The organism is Nocardioides sp. P4_G4, assembly GCF_056401085.1.
Genome location: NZ_JBFUKA010000033.1, coordinates 1 through 16,514, shown reverse-complemented (window position 1 = coordinate 16,514; position 16,514 = coordinate 1). Strand labels below are relative to the sequence as shown.

Genomic DNA, 16,514 nt, shown 5'->3' with positions numbered 1-16,514 from the left:
CTTCGCTCTCGGCCCGAGTGAAGTCAAGACGCAAGCCACCAGATACCCGATATCGGACGAGCTCCACACACGCTCATCGGCACGCGCGACACCGGCGGGGTCACAGGCACGTCCTCGCCGCTACCGCCCCGCTCACGTCGCGTCGCGTCGCAACCCGATCAACCCGTCGTGCCCCGGCCGTCGGTGGACGACCTCCACGGTGTCGGAACCGACCGCCCGTCGATCCGCGCGGCGAGCACTGCCGCCGCCTCGTTCACCGACAACCCCTCCATGTCGAGCGTCGTGACGTCCGGCCGGGTGGCGTACCCGTCGCGCAACCGCTGCGCCCAGCCGAGCACGACGGTGCGACGCGCGTCGAGGTGCACCGAGACCATGGCCAGGGCCAGCGGCCGCACGACGCTGCCGGTCCCCAAGAAGTCACCCTCCCAGCCACCGATGAGGCTCCGCAGGACGTCGATGTCGAGGTTCAACCAACCGGGACGGGACGCCACCAGTGCCTGCGCCAGGGTGGACTTGCCGACCCCCGGTGCACCGTTGAGGTGGATCAGCCGGGCGGTCACGACCCGTGACGGGCCGCGTCGAGGGACTCGGAGATGACGGCGTGCATGATCCGCGCGACCCGGGCCTCACCCAGCTCCGGGGCGAGCTCGGCGACCCGCTCGACGATGTCGCGCTCACGGGCATCGTCGCGGGCGGGGTCGGCCACCGCCGAGATGTCCCGCTTGTGCTCCTGCACCACCCGGGTGAGCGCGACCCGACGGGCCAGGGCGTCGCCGAGGAGCAGGTCGACCTCGTCGATCATCGCGCGGTAGAAGCCGAGCGGGTCCGATCCGGGCCACACCATCCGCACGTCCGGCAGGTGCTCCTCGTTGGCCGAGCCGTCCGTGCGTTCCAGCTCGACGAGCCCGTGCCGGGCGTAGAAGGCCCGCGCCGGGACGTTGGACTCGAAGACCCACAGCCCGAAGCCGCCGGACCGCTGCGCCTTCGCGACGTCGAGCAGCGCGGAGCCGACGCCCGAGCGCTGGGCGTCGGGAGCGACGTACAACGACTCGAGCCAGGTGGGCGTCAGCGTCGCGTACCCGAGGAGGGCACCGTCGGCCTCGGCCAGCCACACCTCGAGCGAGGACAGGTCCCACGAGCCGACCCAGCGGCGTACGTCGTCGTCGGGGTGCACGCCCGGAGGCATGTGGGGCGCGGCGGCACGACGGGCCACGAGGTGGAGCTCGGCGACGGCGGGCAGGTCGTCCGGCCCGGCCAGGCGGAGCCTCACCTCAGTGGGCATCACGGATGACCTCGAGCGCGTGGGCCAGGTCATCGGGGTACGTCGACTCGTACTCGACGTACGCGCCCGTGTCCGGGTGCTCGAAACCCAGCTTGACCGCGTGCAGCCACTGCCGCTCCAGCCCGACCCGCTTGGCCAGCGAGGGGTCGGCACCGTAGGTGAGGTCGCCGACGCACGGGTGCTTGAGTGCGGACATGTGCACGCGGATCTGGTGGGTGCGCCCGGTCTCGAGGTGCACCTCGAGCAGCGAGGCGAAGCGGTGCGCCTCCAGCGTCTCGTAGTGCGTCACCGAGGCACGGCCGTCGGCCATCACCGCGAACTTGTAGTCGTGCCTGGGGTGTCGGCCGATGGGCGCGTCGACGGTGCCCTGCCACGGGTCGGGGTGCCCCTGCACCAGTGCGTGGTAGGTCTTGTCGACGGTGCGGTGGCGGAAGGCGTTCTTGAGCACCGAGTAGGCGTGCTCGGACTTGGTGATCACCATGACGCCGGACGTGCCGACGTCGAGACGCTGGACGATGCCTTGGCGCTCGCTGGCGCCGCTCGTGGAGATGCGGAACCCCGCTCCGGCCAGGTGCCCGACGACGGTCTGGCCCGACCATCCCGGCGAGGGATGGACCGCGACGCCGACCGGCTTGTCGATCACCACGATGGACTCGTCGTCGTGGATGATCTTGATGCCCTCGACGAGCTCGGGAACCACCTCGAGCGGGTCCGCCTCGGCGGGGATCGACACCTCGAGCATCGAGCCGGCGTGCAGGCGGTCGCTCTTGCCCACGTCGCCACCGTCGACACGGACGTGGCCCTCGGCGATCAGGTCGGCGGCGCGGGTCCGCGAGAAGCCGAACATCCGGGCCATGGCTGCGTCGACGCGCTCGCCGGCGAGGCCCTCGGGCACGTAGACGGTGCGCTGGTCGACGTACGCGCTCACGACTCGTCCTCGGACGTCTCGGCCTTCTCGGTCTTCTGGGTCTTCTGGGCCCGCTGGCCCGAGAGCATCACGCCCCGGAACGACTGGACGATGATCACCCCGGCCGCGATGTTGATGCACATGTCGGCGACGTTGAAGACGGGCCAGCTGGGCAGCATCAGGAAGTCGACGACGTGGCCGCGCATGAACCCGGGCTCGCGCACGATGCGGTCGGTCAGGTTGCCGGCGACACCGCCGAGCAGCATCCCGAGGCCGATGGCCCACAGCGGGCTTCCGAGCCGGCGGCTGAGCCACAGGACCACCAGCACGGCGACCAGCGCCAGGCAGCTGAACACGACGGTGAACTCGGTGCCGGTGCTGAACGCGGCTCCCGGGTTGTGCGTGAGGTGCAGGACCAGCCAGTCACCGACGACGGGGATGTCGCCGTCCTCGAGGTGCGCCAGGGCCCACTGCTTGGTGCCCAGGTCCAGGGCGTACGCCGCAGCGGCCACGAGGGCGAACAGCCCCCAGGTCCTGCGGGGTCGCGTGGGTGCGTCGTCGGTACCCGGGTCGCTGGAGCTCAGCGACGCTCCTCGCGCTGCTTGCATGTCATGCACAGTGTGGCACGGGGGAAAGCCATGAGACGCATCTTGCCGATCGGCTCCCCGCAGGACTCGCAGATGCCGTAGCTGCCGTCGTGGATGCGCCCGAGCGCCCGGTCGATCTGGGCCAGCATGTCGCGCTCGATGTTGAGCACGGTCAGCTCGTGGTCGCGCTCGAAGCTGGTCGCTCCCATGTCGGCCTGGTCGTGGCCGGCGCCGTCACCGGCGTCGCGCATCAGGCCGGCCAGGTCGTGCTCGGCCTCGTCGAGGACGTGCACGAGCTTGTCGCGCTGGGTGTGCAGGTCCGCGACGACCTCGTCGAGCTCCGCCTTGGTCCAGCCGCCCTCCCCCTCCTTCACCACGAGCGAGGACATGGGCGCCTTCTTGGTGGTCACGGTGGCGTCGGTCTTCTTCACGGCAGCCTTCTTCGTCACGGTCTTCTTGGTGGCAGAGGTCTTCTTGGTCGGCGTCGCGGCGGCCGGAGCCGCCGTGGCCGCGGGGGTCTTCTTCGCGGGCACCTTGGTGGCAACCGTCTTCTTGGCCGGGGCCTTCTTGGCAGCCGTCTTGCTGGCCGGGGCCTTCTTGGCAGCCGTCTTCTTGGCAACCGTCTTCTTGGCAACCGTCTTGATGGCCGGGGCCTTCTTGGCCGGGGCCTTCTTGGCAGCCGTCTTCGTGGCAGCCGTTTTCTTGGCCGGAGCCTTCTTCACGGCCGCATTCGTGGCGGGCGCCTCGGTCCCGGGGGCCGAGCCGTCCGCGGTCGATGCCGAGCGTCGGGGACGCCGACCGACCACCTTCTTGGCCGCGGCCGCAGCACTGCCGGCGAGGGACTTGCGAGTGCTGGCCATGAGCGGATCTCCTGGGGGGCCGAGGTGTGGTGGTCTCCGCCACACGGTGGCAGGGAGGGTACCCCTGCCCGAGGGCCCGTCCAAGCGGCTCGCCCACAGGGGTGGAGAACGGCCGGCCCCCGGGGGGACCGGCCGTTCTCGATGCCGTACGACGGGCCGTGCGGCCCGGTGGGTCAGTTGTTCTCGTCCTCGCCCAGGATCGAGCGCAGGCGCTTGGGCGCGGGAGCACCGTCGGCCGGCATGTCGGCCACGGAGCCGGAGCCCTGCAGGGCCTCGAGCTGCTGGGTGAAGTAGCTCTTGAGGCGAGAGCGGTACTCGCGCTCGAACGAGCGGAGGGTGTCCACCTCGCTGCTGAGCTTGTCGCGCTCCTTCTCGAGGTCACCGAACATCTGCTGGCGACGCTCGGCGGTCTCGGAGTCGAGCATCTGCGAGCGCTGACGGGCGTCCGCCTCGAGGCGGTCGGCCTTGGTCTTGGACTCCCCCTCCAGGCGCTCGGCCTTGGTGCGGGCGGCACCGACGATCTTGTCGGCCTCGTTCTTGGCCTCGTCGACGAGCTCGTCGGCGTTGCGCGTGGCCAGCTCGAGCAGGCGAGCCGCGGCGTTGGAGGCCTGCGGGACCGTCTCGACGCGGATCGTCTCCGCGCTGGGAGCCGGCGTGGCGGCAGGCGCAGCCACGGGCGCGGGGGCCGGCTTCTCCTCCGCCTTGACCGGCTCGGGCTCGGGCGTGCGGGCCGGGGCCGGCGCGCTGCCGGTCTGGGCCGCGGAGAGCTTCGACCGCAGGTCGTCGTTCTCCTTGGTGAGCCTGGCGAGCTCCGCCTCCACCTCGTCGAGGAACTGGTCGACCTCGCCCATGTCGTACCCCTCGCGGAGGCGCACGGGCGTAAAGCGCTTGTTGCTCACGTCCTCAGGCGTCAGCGGCATGACGTCACCCAAACTTTCACGTTGATGGCAAACCGGGCTGTTCCCGGACACACTAGCGCCACGGCGTGGCGCAGTGTCAGTGACCCATGGGGCTGCTGGGTCCGGTCACTCTCGAGCGTATCCCTACGAGAAGGCCTTGCCGATGACGACGAGGAGCAGGTAGGCGCCGAGCATGACCAGCAGGAAGCTCAGGTCGAGCATGACCGAGCCCAGGCGCAGCGGAGGAATGACCTTCCGCAGGGCCTTGATGGGCGGATCGGTGATCGTGTAGACGACCTCGAGCAGCACCAGGAGGACGCCCGAGGGCGACCAGCGGCGTGCGAACACCTGGACCCAGTCCACGACGAAGCGGACCCACAGGAGGGCGATGAAGCCCCAGACGAGTCCGTAGAGGATCTCGCCGAGAATATTCACGTCTGATGCTCAGCTCTGGTTGAAGAAGCCGTTCTCCGCGATCCGCTCCTTGTCCTCGGTCGAGACCGAGACGTTGGGCGGGGAGAGCAGGAAGACCTTGTTGGTCACGCGCTCGATGCTGCCACGCGTGGCAAAGATCAGACCGGCCGCGAAGTCGACGAGGCGCTTGGCGTCGTTGTCGTCCATCTCGGAGAGATTCATGATCACGGGCGTGCCGTCGCGGTAGTTCTCGCCGACGAGGCGGGCCTCGTTGTAGTTGCGCGGGTGCAAGGTGGTGATGCGGCTCAACTCGGCGACCACTCCAGGAGAGACCGAGGCCGGACGGCGGCGCTCGGCGATGTCGGACACAGGTGCGGGACGGCGGTCCCGGGGCTCTCGAGCAGGCTGCTCGGCGACCACGTCGTGCTTGGTGGTCTCGTCGTCGAACTCGTCGTACTGGCCAGTGTCCTCGAGCAGGCCGAGGTACTCGCCGATCTTGCGCATGGCGCCGCTCATGAGACAGATCCTCCGGTAGACCGGGCGCCCGGGAACGGGCGCCATGTGACTGATGTGGACATTACTTGACCTCGGGCCTCGGACCGAGGACCGCGGACCCGACACGCACGTGTGTCGCGCCGTGGGCGATCGCGTGCTCGAGATCGCCGCTCATCCCGGCCGACAGGATCGTCGCCCCGGGGTGGCTGGAGAGCAGGTCGCGGTGGATGCCGGCGAGCCGGGCGAAGGCCGTCGCCGGGTCCTCGCCCAGCGGTGCGACGGCCATCAGGCCGCCCAGCCGCAGGTGCTCGGCACCGGTCACCGCATCGGCCAGCTCGGCGAGGGTGGCCGGGTCCGCGCCGGCCCGGTGGTCGGACCCCGCGGGGTCCAGGCTCACCTGGAGCAGCACGTCGACCGTGCGCTCCCCCGCTCCCCGGTCGAGCGGCGCCACCAGCTTGCGCCGGTCGACGGACTCGACCACGTCGGCGTAGGACGCGACCGCGGACGCCTTGTTGCTCTGCAGGGCACCGATGAAGTGCCAGCGCAGACCCAGGTCGGCGCACTCGGCGGCCTTGTCGGACGCCTCCTGGTGGCGGTTCTCCCCGACGTCGGTGATCCCGAGGTCGGCGAGGACCCGTACGTCGGAGGCCGGGAAGAACTTGGTCACCACCACCAGCGACACGTCGTCGGGCGCCCGGTCGGCCGCCCGGCACGCGTCGGCGATGCGGCGGCGTACGACGGCGAGGTTGGCCGCGAGGTCGTCGGCGCGGGTCACGAGAGCCACACCAGGCCCGCGAAGCGGCCGGCGGCCGCACCGTCCCGGCGGTAGGAGTGGAGCCCGCGCTCCTCGAGCGTGCACCCGGCCACGTCCACGACCTCGACGCCCTCACGGGCCAGCTGGGCCCGCACCCCCGCACCGATGTCGAGCGCGGGCGTGCCCCACGACGTCTCGGAGTACGCGTCCGGCACGACGGCACTGACCTCGGCGCGCATCTGCTCGGGCACCTCGTAGCACCGGCCACACACGTGCGGGCCGACCCACGCGACGATCTCGGTGGCCCCCTGGGCGCGCATCACCTCGACGGTGCGGGTGGCGATGTCGAGCACGAGCCCGGGCCGGCCGGAGTGGACGGCGCCGACGACCCCGGCCTCCGCGTCGGCGAGCACCAGGGGGACGCAGTCGGCGACCCGGACCATGAGGCCGAGGCCACGCGTCGTGGTGACCAGGGCGTCGCCGTCGGGTGCCCGGCCGAGCGGCATCGGGGAGTCGACCACCAGCACCTCGTCACCGTGCACCTGCGAGAGGCGTGCGAGGGGGACACCGATGGTGCCCTCGACGCGGGCCAGCAGGTCGGGGAAGTCCTCCCGGAGCCCCTGGAGGTCGAGGGAGGAATCAGTGAAGGCGACGTCCACCCGGAGCCGGGAGACGTCGCCCTCACGGACGTCGCGAAAAGCGAACATGTACTACTTCAGGAAGTCCGGGACGTCGAGGTCGTCGTCGTCGAACTGCACGGGACGGCTCGGGCGGCTGGGCTCCTGACGCGCGGGAGCCGACGGCGGGGTCGACTGCTGCGCGGGCCGGGCGGACTGCTGGGCCGGCTGCGCCTCCGGGCGCGAGGGCTCGAAGGTCGTCGAGGCCGGCGCCGCGGGCCGCTGCGAGGCGACCTGCTGGGCCGCCGCGCGGGTCTCGGCCTGGGACTGCACCGGGGCCTGCGGGCGCAGCACGTTGCCCTCGGCGCGACGCTTGGGCATGCCGCCGTCGAAGCCGGCCGCAATCACGGTCACCCGCACCTCGTCGCCCAGCGCGTCGTCGATGGTCGCGCCGAAGATGATGTTGGCCTCGGCGTGCGCCGACTGCGACACCAGCGCCGCGGCCTCGTTGATCTCGAAGAGGCCCAGGTCGGATCCGCCGGCGATCGAGAGCAGCACGCCGTGCGCGCCCTCGATGCTCGCCTCGAGCAGGGGCGACGAGACGGCCATCTCCGCGGCCTGGACCGCACGGTCGTCGCCGCGGGCCGAGCCGATGCCCATCAGGGCCGATCCGGCGTTGGCCATGACGGACTTGACGTCGGCGAAGTCGAGGTTGATCAGGCCGGGGGTGGTGATCAGGTCGGTGATGCCCGAGACACCCTGCAGCAGCACCTGGTCGGCCTGCTTGAAGGCGTCGAGGATCGACACGCTGCGGTCGGTGATCGACAGCAACCGGTCGTTGGGGATCACGATGAGGGTGTCGACCTCCTCGCGGAGCTGGCTGATGCCCTCCTCCGCGGAGTTGGCGCGACGACGGCCCTCGAAGGCGAAGGGACGGGTGACGACGCCGATGGTCAGCGCGCCGAGCGAGCGCGCGATGCGCGCCACGACGGGAGCGCCACCGGTGCCGGTGCCGCCGCCCTCGCCGGCCGTCACGAACACCATGTCGGCGCCCTTGATGACCTCTTCGATGTCGTCGGCGTGGTCCTCGGCCGCCTTGGCACCCACGTCGGGGTTGGCGCCGGCACCGAGGCCGCGGGTGAGCTCGCGGCCGATGTCGAGCTTGACGTCGGCGTCACTCATCAGGAGGGCCTGGGCGTCGGTGTTGATCGCGATGAACTCGACACCCTTGAGGCCGACCTCGATCATGCGGTTGACGGCGTTGACGCCGCCTCCACCGATACCCACGACCTTGATGATCGCCAGGTAGTTCTGTGCTGCTGCCACGGCTGCAGGCCTCTCTCGGGTCTGGTCCGGCCGGGTGCCGGATCGCGGTCTGGGATGTCGCGTTGGATGTGTCGTGCAGATGTGTCGTGCGGGGGGCGCGTGGCTGGCATCCCATCCCTCAGGAGCCGGAACTCTAACCGTGAACCTGAGGGTTATAGTTATGTCAACCTCGCGTTGCAGAGGACATTAGGCACGACACGACGGTGGATGTGGCCGACACGCCCCGTGTCGCATCTTTTTTCGTGCGCTTTCCTCCCCGGGAGCGGTGAGCCAGCTCCCCGGGAGCGGTGAGCCAGCCACCTTCCACCCCCTTCGGAGTGTGGCCCCGTCACCGCCGGCCGGGGTGTCGCGACGGACACGCCGGCGAGRGGTTGCACAGCCACCGTCGTCGGCGCGCACAGGTGGCTCACTCACCGCTCGCCCGGCAAAAGTCGACAGCCGACGACCGAGCGGCCGCGCTGCCGAGACCGGGCCGGGTCAGCTCGGTCGGGTGATCGGGCTCTCCGGCACGCTCACGTCGTAGACCTGTGCCTGCTGGGCGGCGAGCAGCTCGGGCAGCACCCGCGCCTTGAGCTCGGACTGCTCGGCACTCCCCCACAGCACCTGACGGCCGTCGCGCAGCACCAGGGTGATCTGGTCGATCGTCTGCACCTCGACGTGGTCGACGCGTGCCGCCAGGTCACCGGGGAGCACCGCGACGACGCCGGCGGCCTCGGCCAGGGCGTCCGAGCCGGTGGAGGTGGTCGGACGCACCCGCGGGAGGCCCTTGGGGGCGGTCTTGAACTCGCGGAAGACGATGCCCTCGGCGTCCAGCCCCCGCAGCCGCCCGCCGAGCTCGACCACGGCGATCGCGGTCCGCTCGGTGACGTCGATGCGGACCCCGTCGGGCCACGACCGGGTGACGTCGACGTCCGCGACCTCGGCCAGGGCCGCGACCCGCCGCGAGATCGCCTCGAGGTCGACGAGGGCCAGCTGCTCGCCCATCGGCACCTCGGCCACCGCACGGACCCGGTCCGGCCCCAGCAGCCGGTTGCCCTCGACCTCGACCTTGTCGACCGACAGGACGGCGGAGAAGAAGACCAGCCAGATGGTCGTGACGACGAGGGCGACGAGCACGAACGCCGCGGCGAGGACCCGCCAGTGCATCCAGCGGCGGGCCCGCTGCCGCCGCGCGAAGCGCTGGCGGTCGCGCTGCTCGCGACGCTCCTCGTCGGTGGGACGGGTCCCGGTCGCGCTAGCCATGCGTACGCCGCAGCAGCTCGAGGACCCGGGGGCCGAGCGCGGTGATGCTGCCCGCGCCCAGGGTGAGCACCAGGTCGCCGGGACGAGCCCGGGCGGCCAGCGCCGCGGGGACGGCGTCGAAGTCGGGCTCGAAGAGCACGTGCTGGGCATCGAGGGGTACGGCGTCCGCGACCAGCGCCCCGGTGACCGCCGGGTCGGCGTCCTCGCGGGCCAGGTAGACGTCGAGGACGACGACCTCGTCGGCGGCGCCGAGGGCGACCCCCATCTGCTCGCCGAAGATCCGGGTGCGGGAGACCAGGTGCGGCTGGAAGGCCACCACCAGCCGGCCGTCGCCCACGACCGCCCGGGCGGCCTGGAGATCACCGGCGATCTCGACGTGGTGGTGGGCGTAGGAGTCGTAGACGCGCACGCCGGCCTCCTCACCCTTGAGCTCCATCCGACGGCCGGTACCCGTGAAGCCGGCGAGGCCCTCGAGCAGGCCCGACACGTCGTGGCCGAGGCGCAGGCCGACGGCGAGCGCGGCCAGCGCGTCGAGCAGGTAGTGCCGGCCGGGGATCCGGAGCACCAGGTCGCCCACGACCTCACCGTCGCGCAGCACCCGGCCCCGTGACGTGGTGCCCTCGAAGGTGACGTCGACCAGGCGCAGGTCGCTGGACTCGTCCTCGCCCACGGTGACCACCTCGAGCCCCTGGGCGCGCGCGTGGGTCGCCAGGGCGGCGGCGCCGGGGTCGTCGCCGACCACGACGAGGAAGCCGTCGCGGTCGATCGTGCTCGCGAACTCCTCGAACGCCGCGTGGTAGGCCTCTTCGGTGCCCCAGTTGTCGAGGTGGTCCGCCTCCACGTTGGTCACGATGGCCGCGTGGGGCCGGTAGACCAGGAACGCACCGTCGCTCTCGTCGGCCTCGGCCACGAAGAGGTCGTCGCGGCCGGCGTCGGCGTTGCGGCCGGTCGCGCTCAGCACACCGCCGACGGCGTACGTCGGATCGGCGCCTGCCGCGACCAGGGCGCTGGTGAGCAGGCCGGTGGTCGTCGTCTTGCCGTGGGTGCCGGCCACGGCCAGCACCCGGTGGCCGGCCAWCACCGCGGCGAGGCCGGCCGAGCGCGGCAGCACGCGCAGGCCGCGACGTCGGGCCTCGAGCACCTCCGGGTTGTCCTCTCGGGCGGCCGTGGTCACCACGACGGTGTCGGCGTCGGCGACGTGCTCGGCCGCGTAGCCCAGGTGGCAGGTGACGCCGACCTCGCGCAACGACGGGAGGAACGGGGTGTCCTGGTCGTCGCTGCCGCTGACCGGCACGCCCTGGAGGGCCATGATCCGGGCGATCGCCGAGAGGCCGGCGCCGCCGATGCCGGTGAAGTGCACCCTCCCCAACCGGTCGGCGGGGAGCAGCACCTCGGGGACGGGCACCCTCACCGGGCGACCTCGAGGATGATCCTGGCCAGGGCCTCGTCGGCGTCGCGCGGCACGAGTGCGGACGCGGCGGCACCCATGCGCGCCAGACGGTCGGCGTCGCCGAGCAGCGTCGGGATCGTGGCGCGGACCCACTCGGGGGTGAGCGCGTCGTTGCCCACCATGAGCGCTCCCCCGGCGTCGACCACCGTGCGGGCGTTGAGGGCCTGCTCGCCGTTGCCGATGGGGAGCGGGACGAACACGGCCGGCAGCCCGACCGCCGCGGCCTCAGTGAGGCTGGAGGCGCCGGAGCGGCAGACCACCAGGTCGGCGGCGGCGTACGCCAGGTCCATCCGGTCGACGAAGGTGAGCACCTTGTAGGGCACGCCGGTCGGCACGGGGTCGGCCTCGCCCTTCGGTCCGACGACGTGCAGGACCTGCACCCCGGCCTCGGCGAGGGCCTCGGCGGCGGCGGAGACGGACTGGTTGAGCTGCCGGGCCCCCTGCGAGCCGCCGGTCACCAGGAGGGTGGGGCGATCGGGGTCGAGACCGAAGAAGCGTCGGGCCCCGTCGCGCGCCGCGGCGCGGTCGAGGGTGGAGATCATCCGGCGGATGGGCAGGCCGACGTACTCGGCCTTGGGCAGCGGCGTCCCGTGGAAGCTGACCGCGACCCGTTCCGCGACCCGCGCCCCGACCTTGTTGGCCAGGCCCGGCAGCGCGTTCTGCTCGTGGACGACCACGGGCAGGTGTCGTCGAYGCGCCGCCAGGTAGGCCGGCACCGAGACGTAGCCGCCGTAGCCCACGACGACGTCGGGCCGGACCGTGTCGAAGACCTCGAGCGTGCGGCGTACGGCGGCGCGCAGGCGCAGCGGCACCCGGAGCAGCTCACCGGACGGCTTGCGCGGCAGCGGCACCGGCGGCACCAGGTGCAGCGGGTAGCCGGCCTTCGGGACCACGGTGTTCTCCAGGCCCCGGGGTGTGCCCAGGCAGTGCACCTCCACCGTCGGGTCGAGYCGCCGCAGGGCGTCGGCGGTGGCGATCAGGGGCGAGGTGTGGCCGGCGGTGCCACCGCCGGCGAGGAGTACGCGCATCAGGACCAAACCTATCCTCGGTGCCGGGTCAGCGCGTGGCCGGAGCCGACAGGCCCGCCGAGCGGTTGCGCCGACGCGCCGCCAGCGCCGCGGCAGCCTCCGGCTCCCGTCGCGCGAAGCCCACGAGCAGGCCCAGGGCGACCAGCGACGGCAGCAGCGCGGAGCCGCCGTACGAGACCAGCGGGAGCGGGATGCCGATGACCGGCATCACGGCCAGCACCATGCCGACGTTGATGATCATCTGGCCGAGCAGCCACACCACGATGCCGAAGGACATGTAGCGCACGAACGGCTCGGCGGTGCGCGAGGCGATCCGGATCGCCGCGAAGGCGATGGTGAAGAAGAGGCCGATCACCAGCAGCGTGCCGACCAGGCCCAGCTCCTCGCCGAGCACGGCGAAGATGAAGTCGTTGTGCGCCTCGGGCAGGCCGCCCCACTTCTGCGTGGACGCCCCGATGCCCTGGCCGAACCAGCCGCCCGTGGACAGCGCGTAGAGGCCGTGGGCGGGTTGCCACCCGGTGTCGAGGTAGTCCTTGAACGGGTCGGAGAAGTTGGTGATCCGCTGCAGGCGCTCGGTGTCCATGGCGGCCATGAAGATCACCGCGACGCCGATGACCGAGATGCACATCACGAAGAAGCGCGGCGGGGCACCCACCACCCAGAGCATGCCCAGCAGGATCGCGAACAGCACCAGCGCGGTGCCCAGGTCGTGGCCGACGATGACCAGCCCGGTGGCCATCAACATGCCGGGCACCACCGGGATCATGATCTCGTGCACCCGGCCGAGCCGGCGCTCCTTGCGGGCGTAGATGTTGGCCGCCCACAGGACCAGGCCGAGCTTGGCGACCTCGGAGGGCTGGATGGCCAGCGGACCGACGGCCAGCCAGTTCTGGTTGCCGTTGCGCTCGACCCCGAGGAAGGCGGTGAGCAGCAGCAGCGAGAGCGAGGCGATGTAGGCAGGCCAGGCCATCCTGCGGATCCAGGTGTGCGACATCCGCGAGGCGATGAAGGCACACGGCAGGCCGAGCAGCACCCACATCAGCTGCCGCTTCACGATGGCGTAGGAGTCGCCGGTGGTCTTGTAGGCGTCGACGCTGGAGGAGCTCAGCACCATCATCAGGCCGATGGTCAGCAGGAGGGTGGAGGCGCCGAGCAGCAGGTAGTACGACGACAGCGGCCGGTCGAGGGCGTCCCGCAGGCTGCGCAGGCCACGGAGGCCGGGCAGCGTCCGGGTGGACGAGGTCGTGGTCGCATCCGTGGTCGTGCCCGTCGCGGGGGCCGCGTCCGGAGACAGGGTGGTCATCGCGGCGGTCCCCTCCCCCCGGCTCAGCTGCCGGGTCCCTCGATCCGGCGGTGGACCGCGGCGGCGAAGGCGTCACCACGGGCGCCGTAGTTGGCGAACATGTCCATGGAGGCACATCCCGGCGCCAGCAGCACGGTGTCGCCCTGTCGGGCGAGCCGGGCAGCCGCGTCGACGACGCGCTCCATCGGTTCCCCAGTCTCCCCGTCGCCGATCTCGATGACGGGCACATCGGGGGCGTGTCGCGAAAGGGCGGCCGCGATCACGTGGCGGTCGGCGCCGAGCAGGACGACGCCGCGCAGCCGGCCCCGGACGGCCTGCACGAGGTCGTCGAAGTGGGCGCCCTTGGCCAGGCCACCGGCGATCCACACCACCGAGTCGTAGGCCTGCAGCGACGACTGGGCGGCGTGGGGGTTGGTGGCCTTGGAGTCGTCGACCCAGGTCACTCCCAGGTGCTCGGCGACGTGGGCGATGCGGTGGCCGTCGGGGCGGAAGGCCCGCAGCCCGTCGCGCACGGCCTCCTGGGGGACGCCGTGCGACCGGGCCAGGGCGGCAGCCGCAAGGGCGTTGGCCACGAAGTGCGGGGCCGGGGACGCCAGGTCGGCGATGGTGCACAGCTCCGCGGCGCTGGTCGCGCGCTCCTCGATGAAGGCCCGGTCGGCGAGGATGTCCTCGACGACGCCGACCATCCCGACCGATGGCATGCCGAGGGTGAAGCCGACGGCCCGCGCCCCCTCGACCACCTCGGCCGCCGCCACCAGCCGCTCGGTCTCGGGGTCCGCGACGTTGTAGACGCAGGCGCGGCTGGCCCGCTCGAAGATCCGGCCCTTGTCGGCGGCGTAGTCGCCCATGCCGCCGGGGTACCAGTCGAGGTGGTCCGGAGCGACGTTGAGCACGGCGGCCGACTCCGCGGCCATCGAGTGCGTGTAGTGGAGCTGGAAGCTGGACAGCTCGACGGCGAAGACGTCGTACGGCTCGGGGTCCATGACCGCCTCGACTATCGGGCGACCGACGTTGCCCACGCAGGCGCTGCGCAGCCCGGCGGCGCGCAGGATCGAGTCGAGCATCTGCACTGTGGTGGTCTTGCCGTTGGTGCCGGTCACGGCCAGCCAGGGCGCGGCCTGCCCGGAGTCGTCGGTGTCGCGCAGGCGCCACGCCAGCTCGACCTCGCCCCACACGGGTACGCCGCGGGCGGCGGCCTGGGCGAGCAGCGGCGCGTCGGGGCGCCAGCCGGGCGAGGTGACGAGCACGTCCACGTCGTCGGGCAGCGTGGCCGTGGCCCCGGGCTCGAGGCGGACGTGCGCGCCGAGGCTCTCCAGCAGCGTGGCCTTCTCGGCCTTCTCGTCGCTGGTGGCCTCGTCGAGGGCCGTGACACCGGCGCCGAGGAAGAGCAGGTTGTCGGCGGCCGCGAACCCGGACACGCCGAAGCCCGCCACGACGGCGCGCACGCCGTCCCACGAGTCGCGGCGCCCCAGGCGGGACGGATCCGGTGAGGCGGTCATCCGATGCCGGCCACCCATTCGGCGTAGAAGATCCCGAGGCCGGTGGCGACGCAGAGCCCGGTGATGATCCAGAAGCGGATCACGATGGTGACCTGCTCCCAGCCGAGCATCTCGAAGTGGTGGTGCAGGGGCGTCATCCGGAACACCCGGTGACCCGGCTGCACCCGGAAGACCGAGCGGAACAGCCCACTGGCGCGACTCACCTTGAACACCGACACCTGGATCATCACCGAGAGGGTCACGGCCACGAACAGTCCGCCGATGATGAGCAGCAGCAGCTCGGTGCGGGTCATGATCGCGAGACCGGCCATCGCCCCACCGAGCGCGAGGGAGCCGGTGTCGCCCATGAAGATCTGGGCCGGGGACGCGTTCCACCACAGGAAGCCGAAGCAGGCCCCGGTGATGGCGGCCGCTACCACAGCGAGGTCGAGCGGATCGCGGACCTCGTAGCACTTGGCGCCGGCCTCGAGGGCGCAGGACTGGGAGTTCTGCCAGATGTTGACCAGCGCGTAGGCGGCGAACACGAGGATGCTGCAACCCGTGGCCAGCCCGTCGAGGCCGTCGGTCAGGTTGACGGCGTTGCTGAAGCCGGTGACGAAGAACCAGATGAGCACGATCACCACGACGGTCGGCAGCGCGAACGCCTGGTAGTCGCGGATGAACGAGATGTGGTCGGACGCCGGCCGCAGGCCACGCTCGTCCTCCAGTGCCGGCGAGAGGGCGAGGATGCCGAACGCGATGGCGATGACGGTCTGGCCGATCATCTTCGCGCGGCTGCGCAGGCCGAGGCTGCGCTGCCTGCTGATCTTGATGAAGTCGTCGAGGAACCCCACGGTGCCCAGCCCGACGAAGAGGAAGAGCAGCAACATCGCGGAGGCCGAGGGCATCTGCAGGGTGATGAGCTTGGCCGCGAAGTAGCCGACCACCGTGGCCAGGATGATGACGATGCCGCCCATGGTGGGCGTCCCGCGCTTGGTGTGGTGGGTCGTGGGACCGTCGTCGCGGATCTCCTGGCCGTATCCACGGCGCGCGAGCAGCTTGATCGCGTAGCGGGTGCCGATCAGCGAGATCAGCAGCGAGAGCCCGCCACCGAGCAGGATCGCTCTCATGCGTTGCTCCCTTCGGTGCCACCCGGGTCGGGGGCCAACAGTCCTTCGACGACGACTTCCAGGGCCGCCCCCCGCGATGCCTTCACCAGGACGACATCGCCAGCCGAGACATTCTCGCGCAACCAGAGCAGTGCCTCGTCACGCCCCGCCGTGACGATCGCCTCACCCCCGAATCCCTCGGCCAGTCCGATGGCGGCTGGACCGACCGTCACGAGGACGTCGATGCCCGCCGCACGGGCGTAGGCCCCGACCCGGCGGTGCGCCTGCGCGGCGTCCGCGCCGAGCTCGAGCATCTCGCCGAGGACCGCGACGGTACGCCGCCCCGACTGCTCGCCGATGACCTGCAGCGACTCCAGCGCCGCCTCCATGGACTCGGGGTTGGCGTTGTAGGCGTCGTTGACGACGACCGCGCCGTCGGCCCGCTCGCGGACCTCCATCCGCCACCGGCTGGCGGACTCGGCGTCGCCGAGGGCGTCGGCCACCGTGTCGAGGTCGACCCCGGCGGCAAGGGCCATGGCCGCGGCGGCGGCGGCGTTGCGCCACTGGAAGGCGCCGACCTGGGCGAGGTGCACGGTCGCACCGGACCCGAGGTGCGCGAGGTCGAAGGACTGGCGACCGAACGCGTCGCTGGTGAGGTCRCTCACCGCCACGTCGGCCGGCGCCGCGCCGAAGGTGGACACCCGGGCCACGGTCCGCCCGGCCATCGCCGCGACCAGGGGGTCGTCGGCGTTGAGCACGGCGG

General features: G+C 71.7%; 18 protein-coding genes. All 18 read right to left on the bottom strand.

Annotated features, from left to right (window positions below; all coding sequences use genetic code 11):
* Positions 1–158: 158 nt before the first annotated feature.
* A complete protein-coding gene (locus AC1DQF_RS09605; RefSeq protein ID WP_477525001.1) occupies positions 159–560 on the bottom strand; it encodes a hypothetical protein in 402 nt (133 codons plus the stop codon).
* Positions 557–1,282: a GNAT family N-acetyltransferase gene (locus AC1DQF_RS09600; protein WP_477525000.1), complete on the bottom strand. Its 726-nt coding sequence runs from the start codon at positions 1,280–1,282 to the stop codon at positions 557–559. Before AC1DQF_RS09600 ends, AC1DQF_RS09605 begins: the two co-directional genes overlap by 4 nt.
* Positions 1,272–2,210, bottom strand: a complete 939-nt coding sequence (locus AC1DQF_RS09595; RefSeq protein WP_477524999.1) for an RluA family pseudouridine synthase — start codon at positions 2,208–2,210, stop codon at positions 1,272–1,274. The genes AC1DQF_RS09600 and AC1DQF_RS09595 overlap by 11 nt, the downstream gene beginning before the upstream one ends.
* A complete protein-coding gene (lspA, locus tag AC1DQF_RS09590) occupies positions 2,207–2,797 on the bottom strand; it encodes a signal peptidase II (RefSeq protein WP_477524998.1) in 591 nt (196 codons plus the stop codon). The genes AC1DQF_RS09595 and lspA overlap by 4 nt, the downstream gene beginning before the upstream one ends.
* Positions 2,770–3,636, bottom strand: coding sequence for a TraR/DksA family transcriptional regulator (locus AC1DQF_RS09585; protein ID WP_477524997.1), 867 nt, complete (start codon positions 3,634–3,636; stop codon positions 2,770–2,772). The genes lspA and AC1DQF_RS09585 overlap by 28 nt, the downstream gene beginning before the upstream one ends.
* 173 nt (positions 3,637–3,809) lie before the next feature.
* A complete protein-coding gene (locus AC1DQF_RS09580) occupies positions 3,810–4,556 on the bottom strand; it encodes a DivIVA domain-containing protein (RefSeq protein WP_477524996.1) in 747 nt (248 codons plus the stop codon).
* A 123-nt stretch (positions 4,557–4,679) separates the two neighbouring features.
* Positions 4,680–4,970, bottom strand: coding sequence for a YggT family protein (locus tag AC1DQF_RS09575; protein WP_477524995.1), 291 nt, complete (start codon positions 4,968–4,970; stop codon positions 4,680–4,682).
* A gap of 9 nt (positions 4,971–4,979) precedes the next feature.
* Positions 4,980–5,465, bottom strand: a complete 486-nt coding sequence (locus AC1DQF_RS09570) for a cell division protein SepF (protein WP_477524994.1) — start codon at positions 5,463–5,465, stop codon at positions 4,980–4,982.
* 61 nt (positions 5,466–5,526) lie between these two features.
* Complete coding sequence (locus AC1DQF_RS09565; protein WP_477524993.1) at positions 5,527–6,219, bottom strand: YggS family pyridoxal phosphate-dependent enzyme; 693 nt, start codon at positions 6,217–6,219, stop codon at positions 5,527–5,529.
* Positions 6,216–6,905, bottom strand: coding sequence for a purine nucleoside phosphorylase YfiH/LACC1 family protein (locus tag AC1DQF_RS09560; protein WP_477524992.1), 690 nt, complete (start codon positions 6,903–6,905; stop codon positions 6,216–6,218). Before AC1DQF_RS09560 ends, AC1DQF_RS09565 begins: the two co-directional genes overlap by 4 nt.
* Before the next feature lie 3 nt (positions 6,906–6,908).
* Positions 6,909–8,141: a cell division protein FtsZ gene (ftsZ, locus tag AC1DQF_RS09555; protein ID WP_477524991.1), complete on the bottom strand. Its 1,233-nt coding sequence runs from the start codon at positions 8,139–8,141 to the stop codon at positions 6,909–6,911.
* 477 nt (positions 8,142–8,618) lie between these two features.
* Positions 8,619–9,383, bottom strand: a complete 765-nt coding sequence (locus tag AC1DQF_RS09550) for a cell division protein FtsQ/DivIB (protein ID WP_477524990.1) — start codon at positions 9,381–9,383, stop codon at positions 8,619–8,621.
* Positions 9,376–10,794, bottom strand: coding sequence for a UDP-N-acetylmuramate--L-alanine ligase (gene murC / locus AC1DQF_RS09545; RefSeq protein ID WP_477524989.1), 1,419 nt, complete (start codon positions 10,792–10,794; stop codon positions 9,376–9,378). Before murC ends, AC1DQF_RS09550 begins: the two co-directional genes overlap by 8 nt.
* The gene (gene murG, locus AC1DQF_RS09540) at positions 10,791–11,861 is read right to left on the bottom strand and encodes an undecaprenyldiphospho-muramoylpentapeptide beta-N-acetylglucosaminyltransferase (RefSeq protein ID WP_477524988.1); all 1,071 of its coding nucleotides are present in this window, start codon (positions 11,859–11,861) and stop codon (positions 10,791–10,793) included. Before murG ends, murC begins: the two co-directional genes overlap by 4 nt.
* 28 nt (positions 11,862–11,889) lie before the next feature.
* A complete protein-coding gene (gene ftsW / locus AC1DQF_RS09535) occupies positions 11,890–13,164 on the bottom strand; it encodes a putative lipid II flippase FtsW (protein WP_477524987.1) in 1,275 nt (424 codons plus the stop codon).
* A 23-nt stretch (positions 13,165–13,187) separates the two neighbouring features.
* The gene (gene murD / locus AC1DQF_RS09530) at positions 13,188–14,681 is read right to left on the bottom strand and encodes a UDP-N-acetylmuramoyl-L-alanine--D-glutamate ligase (RefSeq protein WP_477524986.1); all 1,494 of its coding nucleotides are present in this window, start codon (positions 14,679–14,681) and stop codon (positions 13,188–13,190) included.
* Positions 14,660–15,772 carry a phospho-N-acetylmuramoyl-pentapeptide-transferase gene (mraY, locus tag AC1DQF_RS09525; protein ID WP_477524985.1) on the bottom strand — a complete coding sequence of 371 codons (1,113 nt, stop codon included), beginning with the start codon at positions 15,770–15,772 and terminating at the stop codon, positions 14,660–14,662. Before mraY ends, murD begins: the two co-directional genes overlap by 22 nt.
* Positions 15,769–16,514: glutamate ligase domain-containing protein (locus AC1DQF_RS09520; RefSeq protein WP_477524984.1), on the bottom strand; the 746-nt coding region annotated here is incomplete at its 5' end. The genes AC1DQF_RS09520 and mraY, both read right to left, overlap by 4 nt.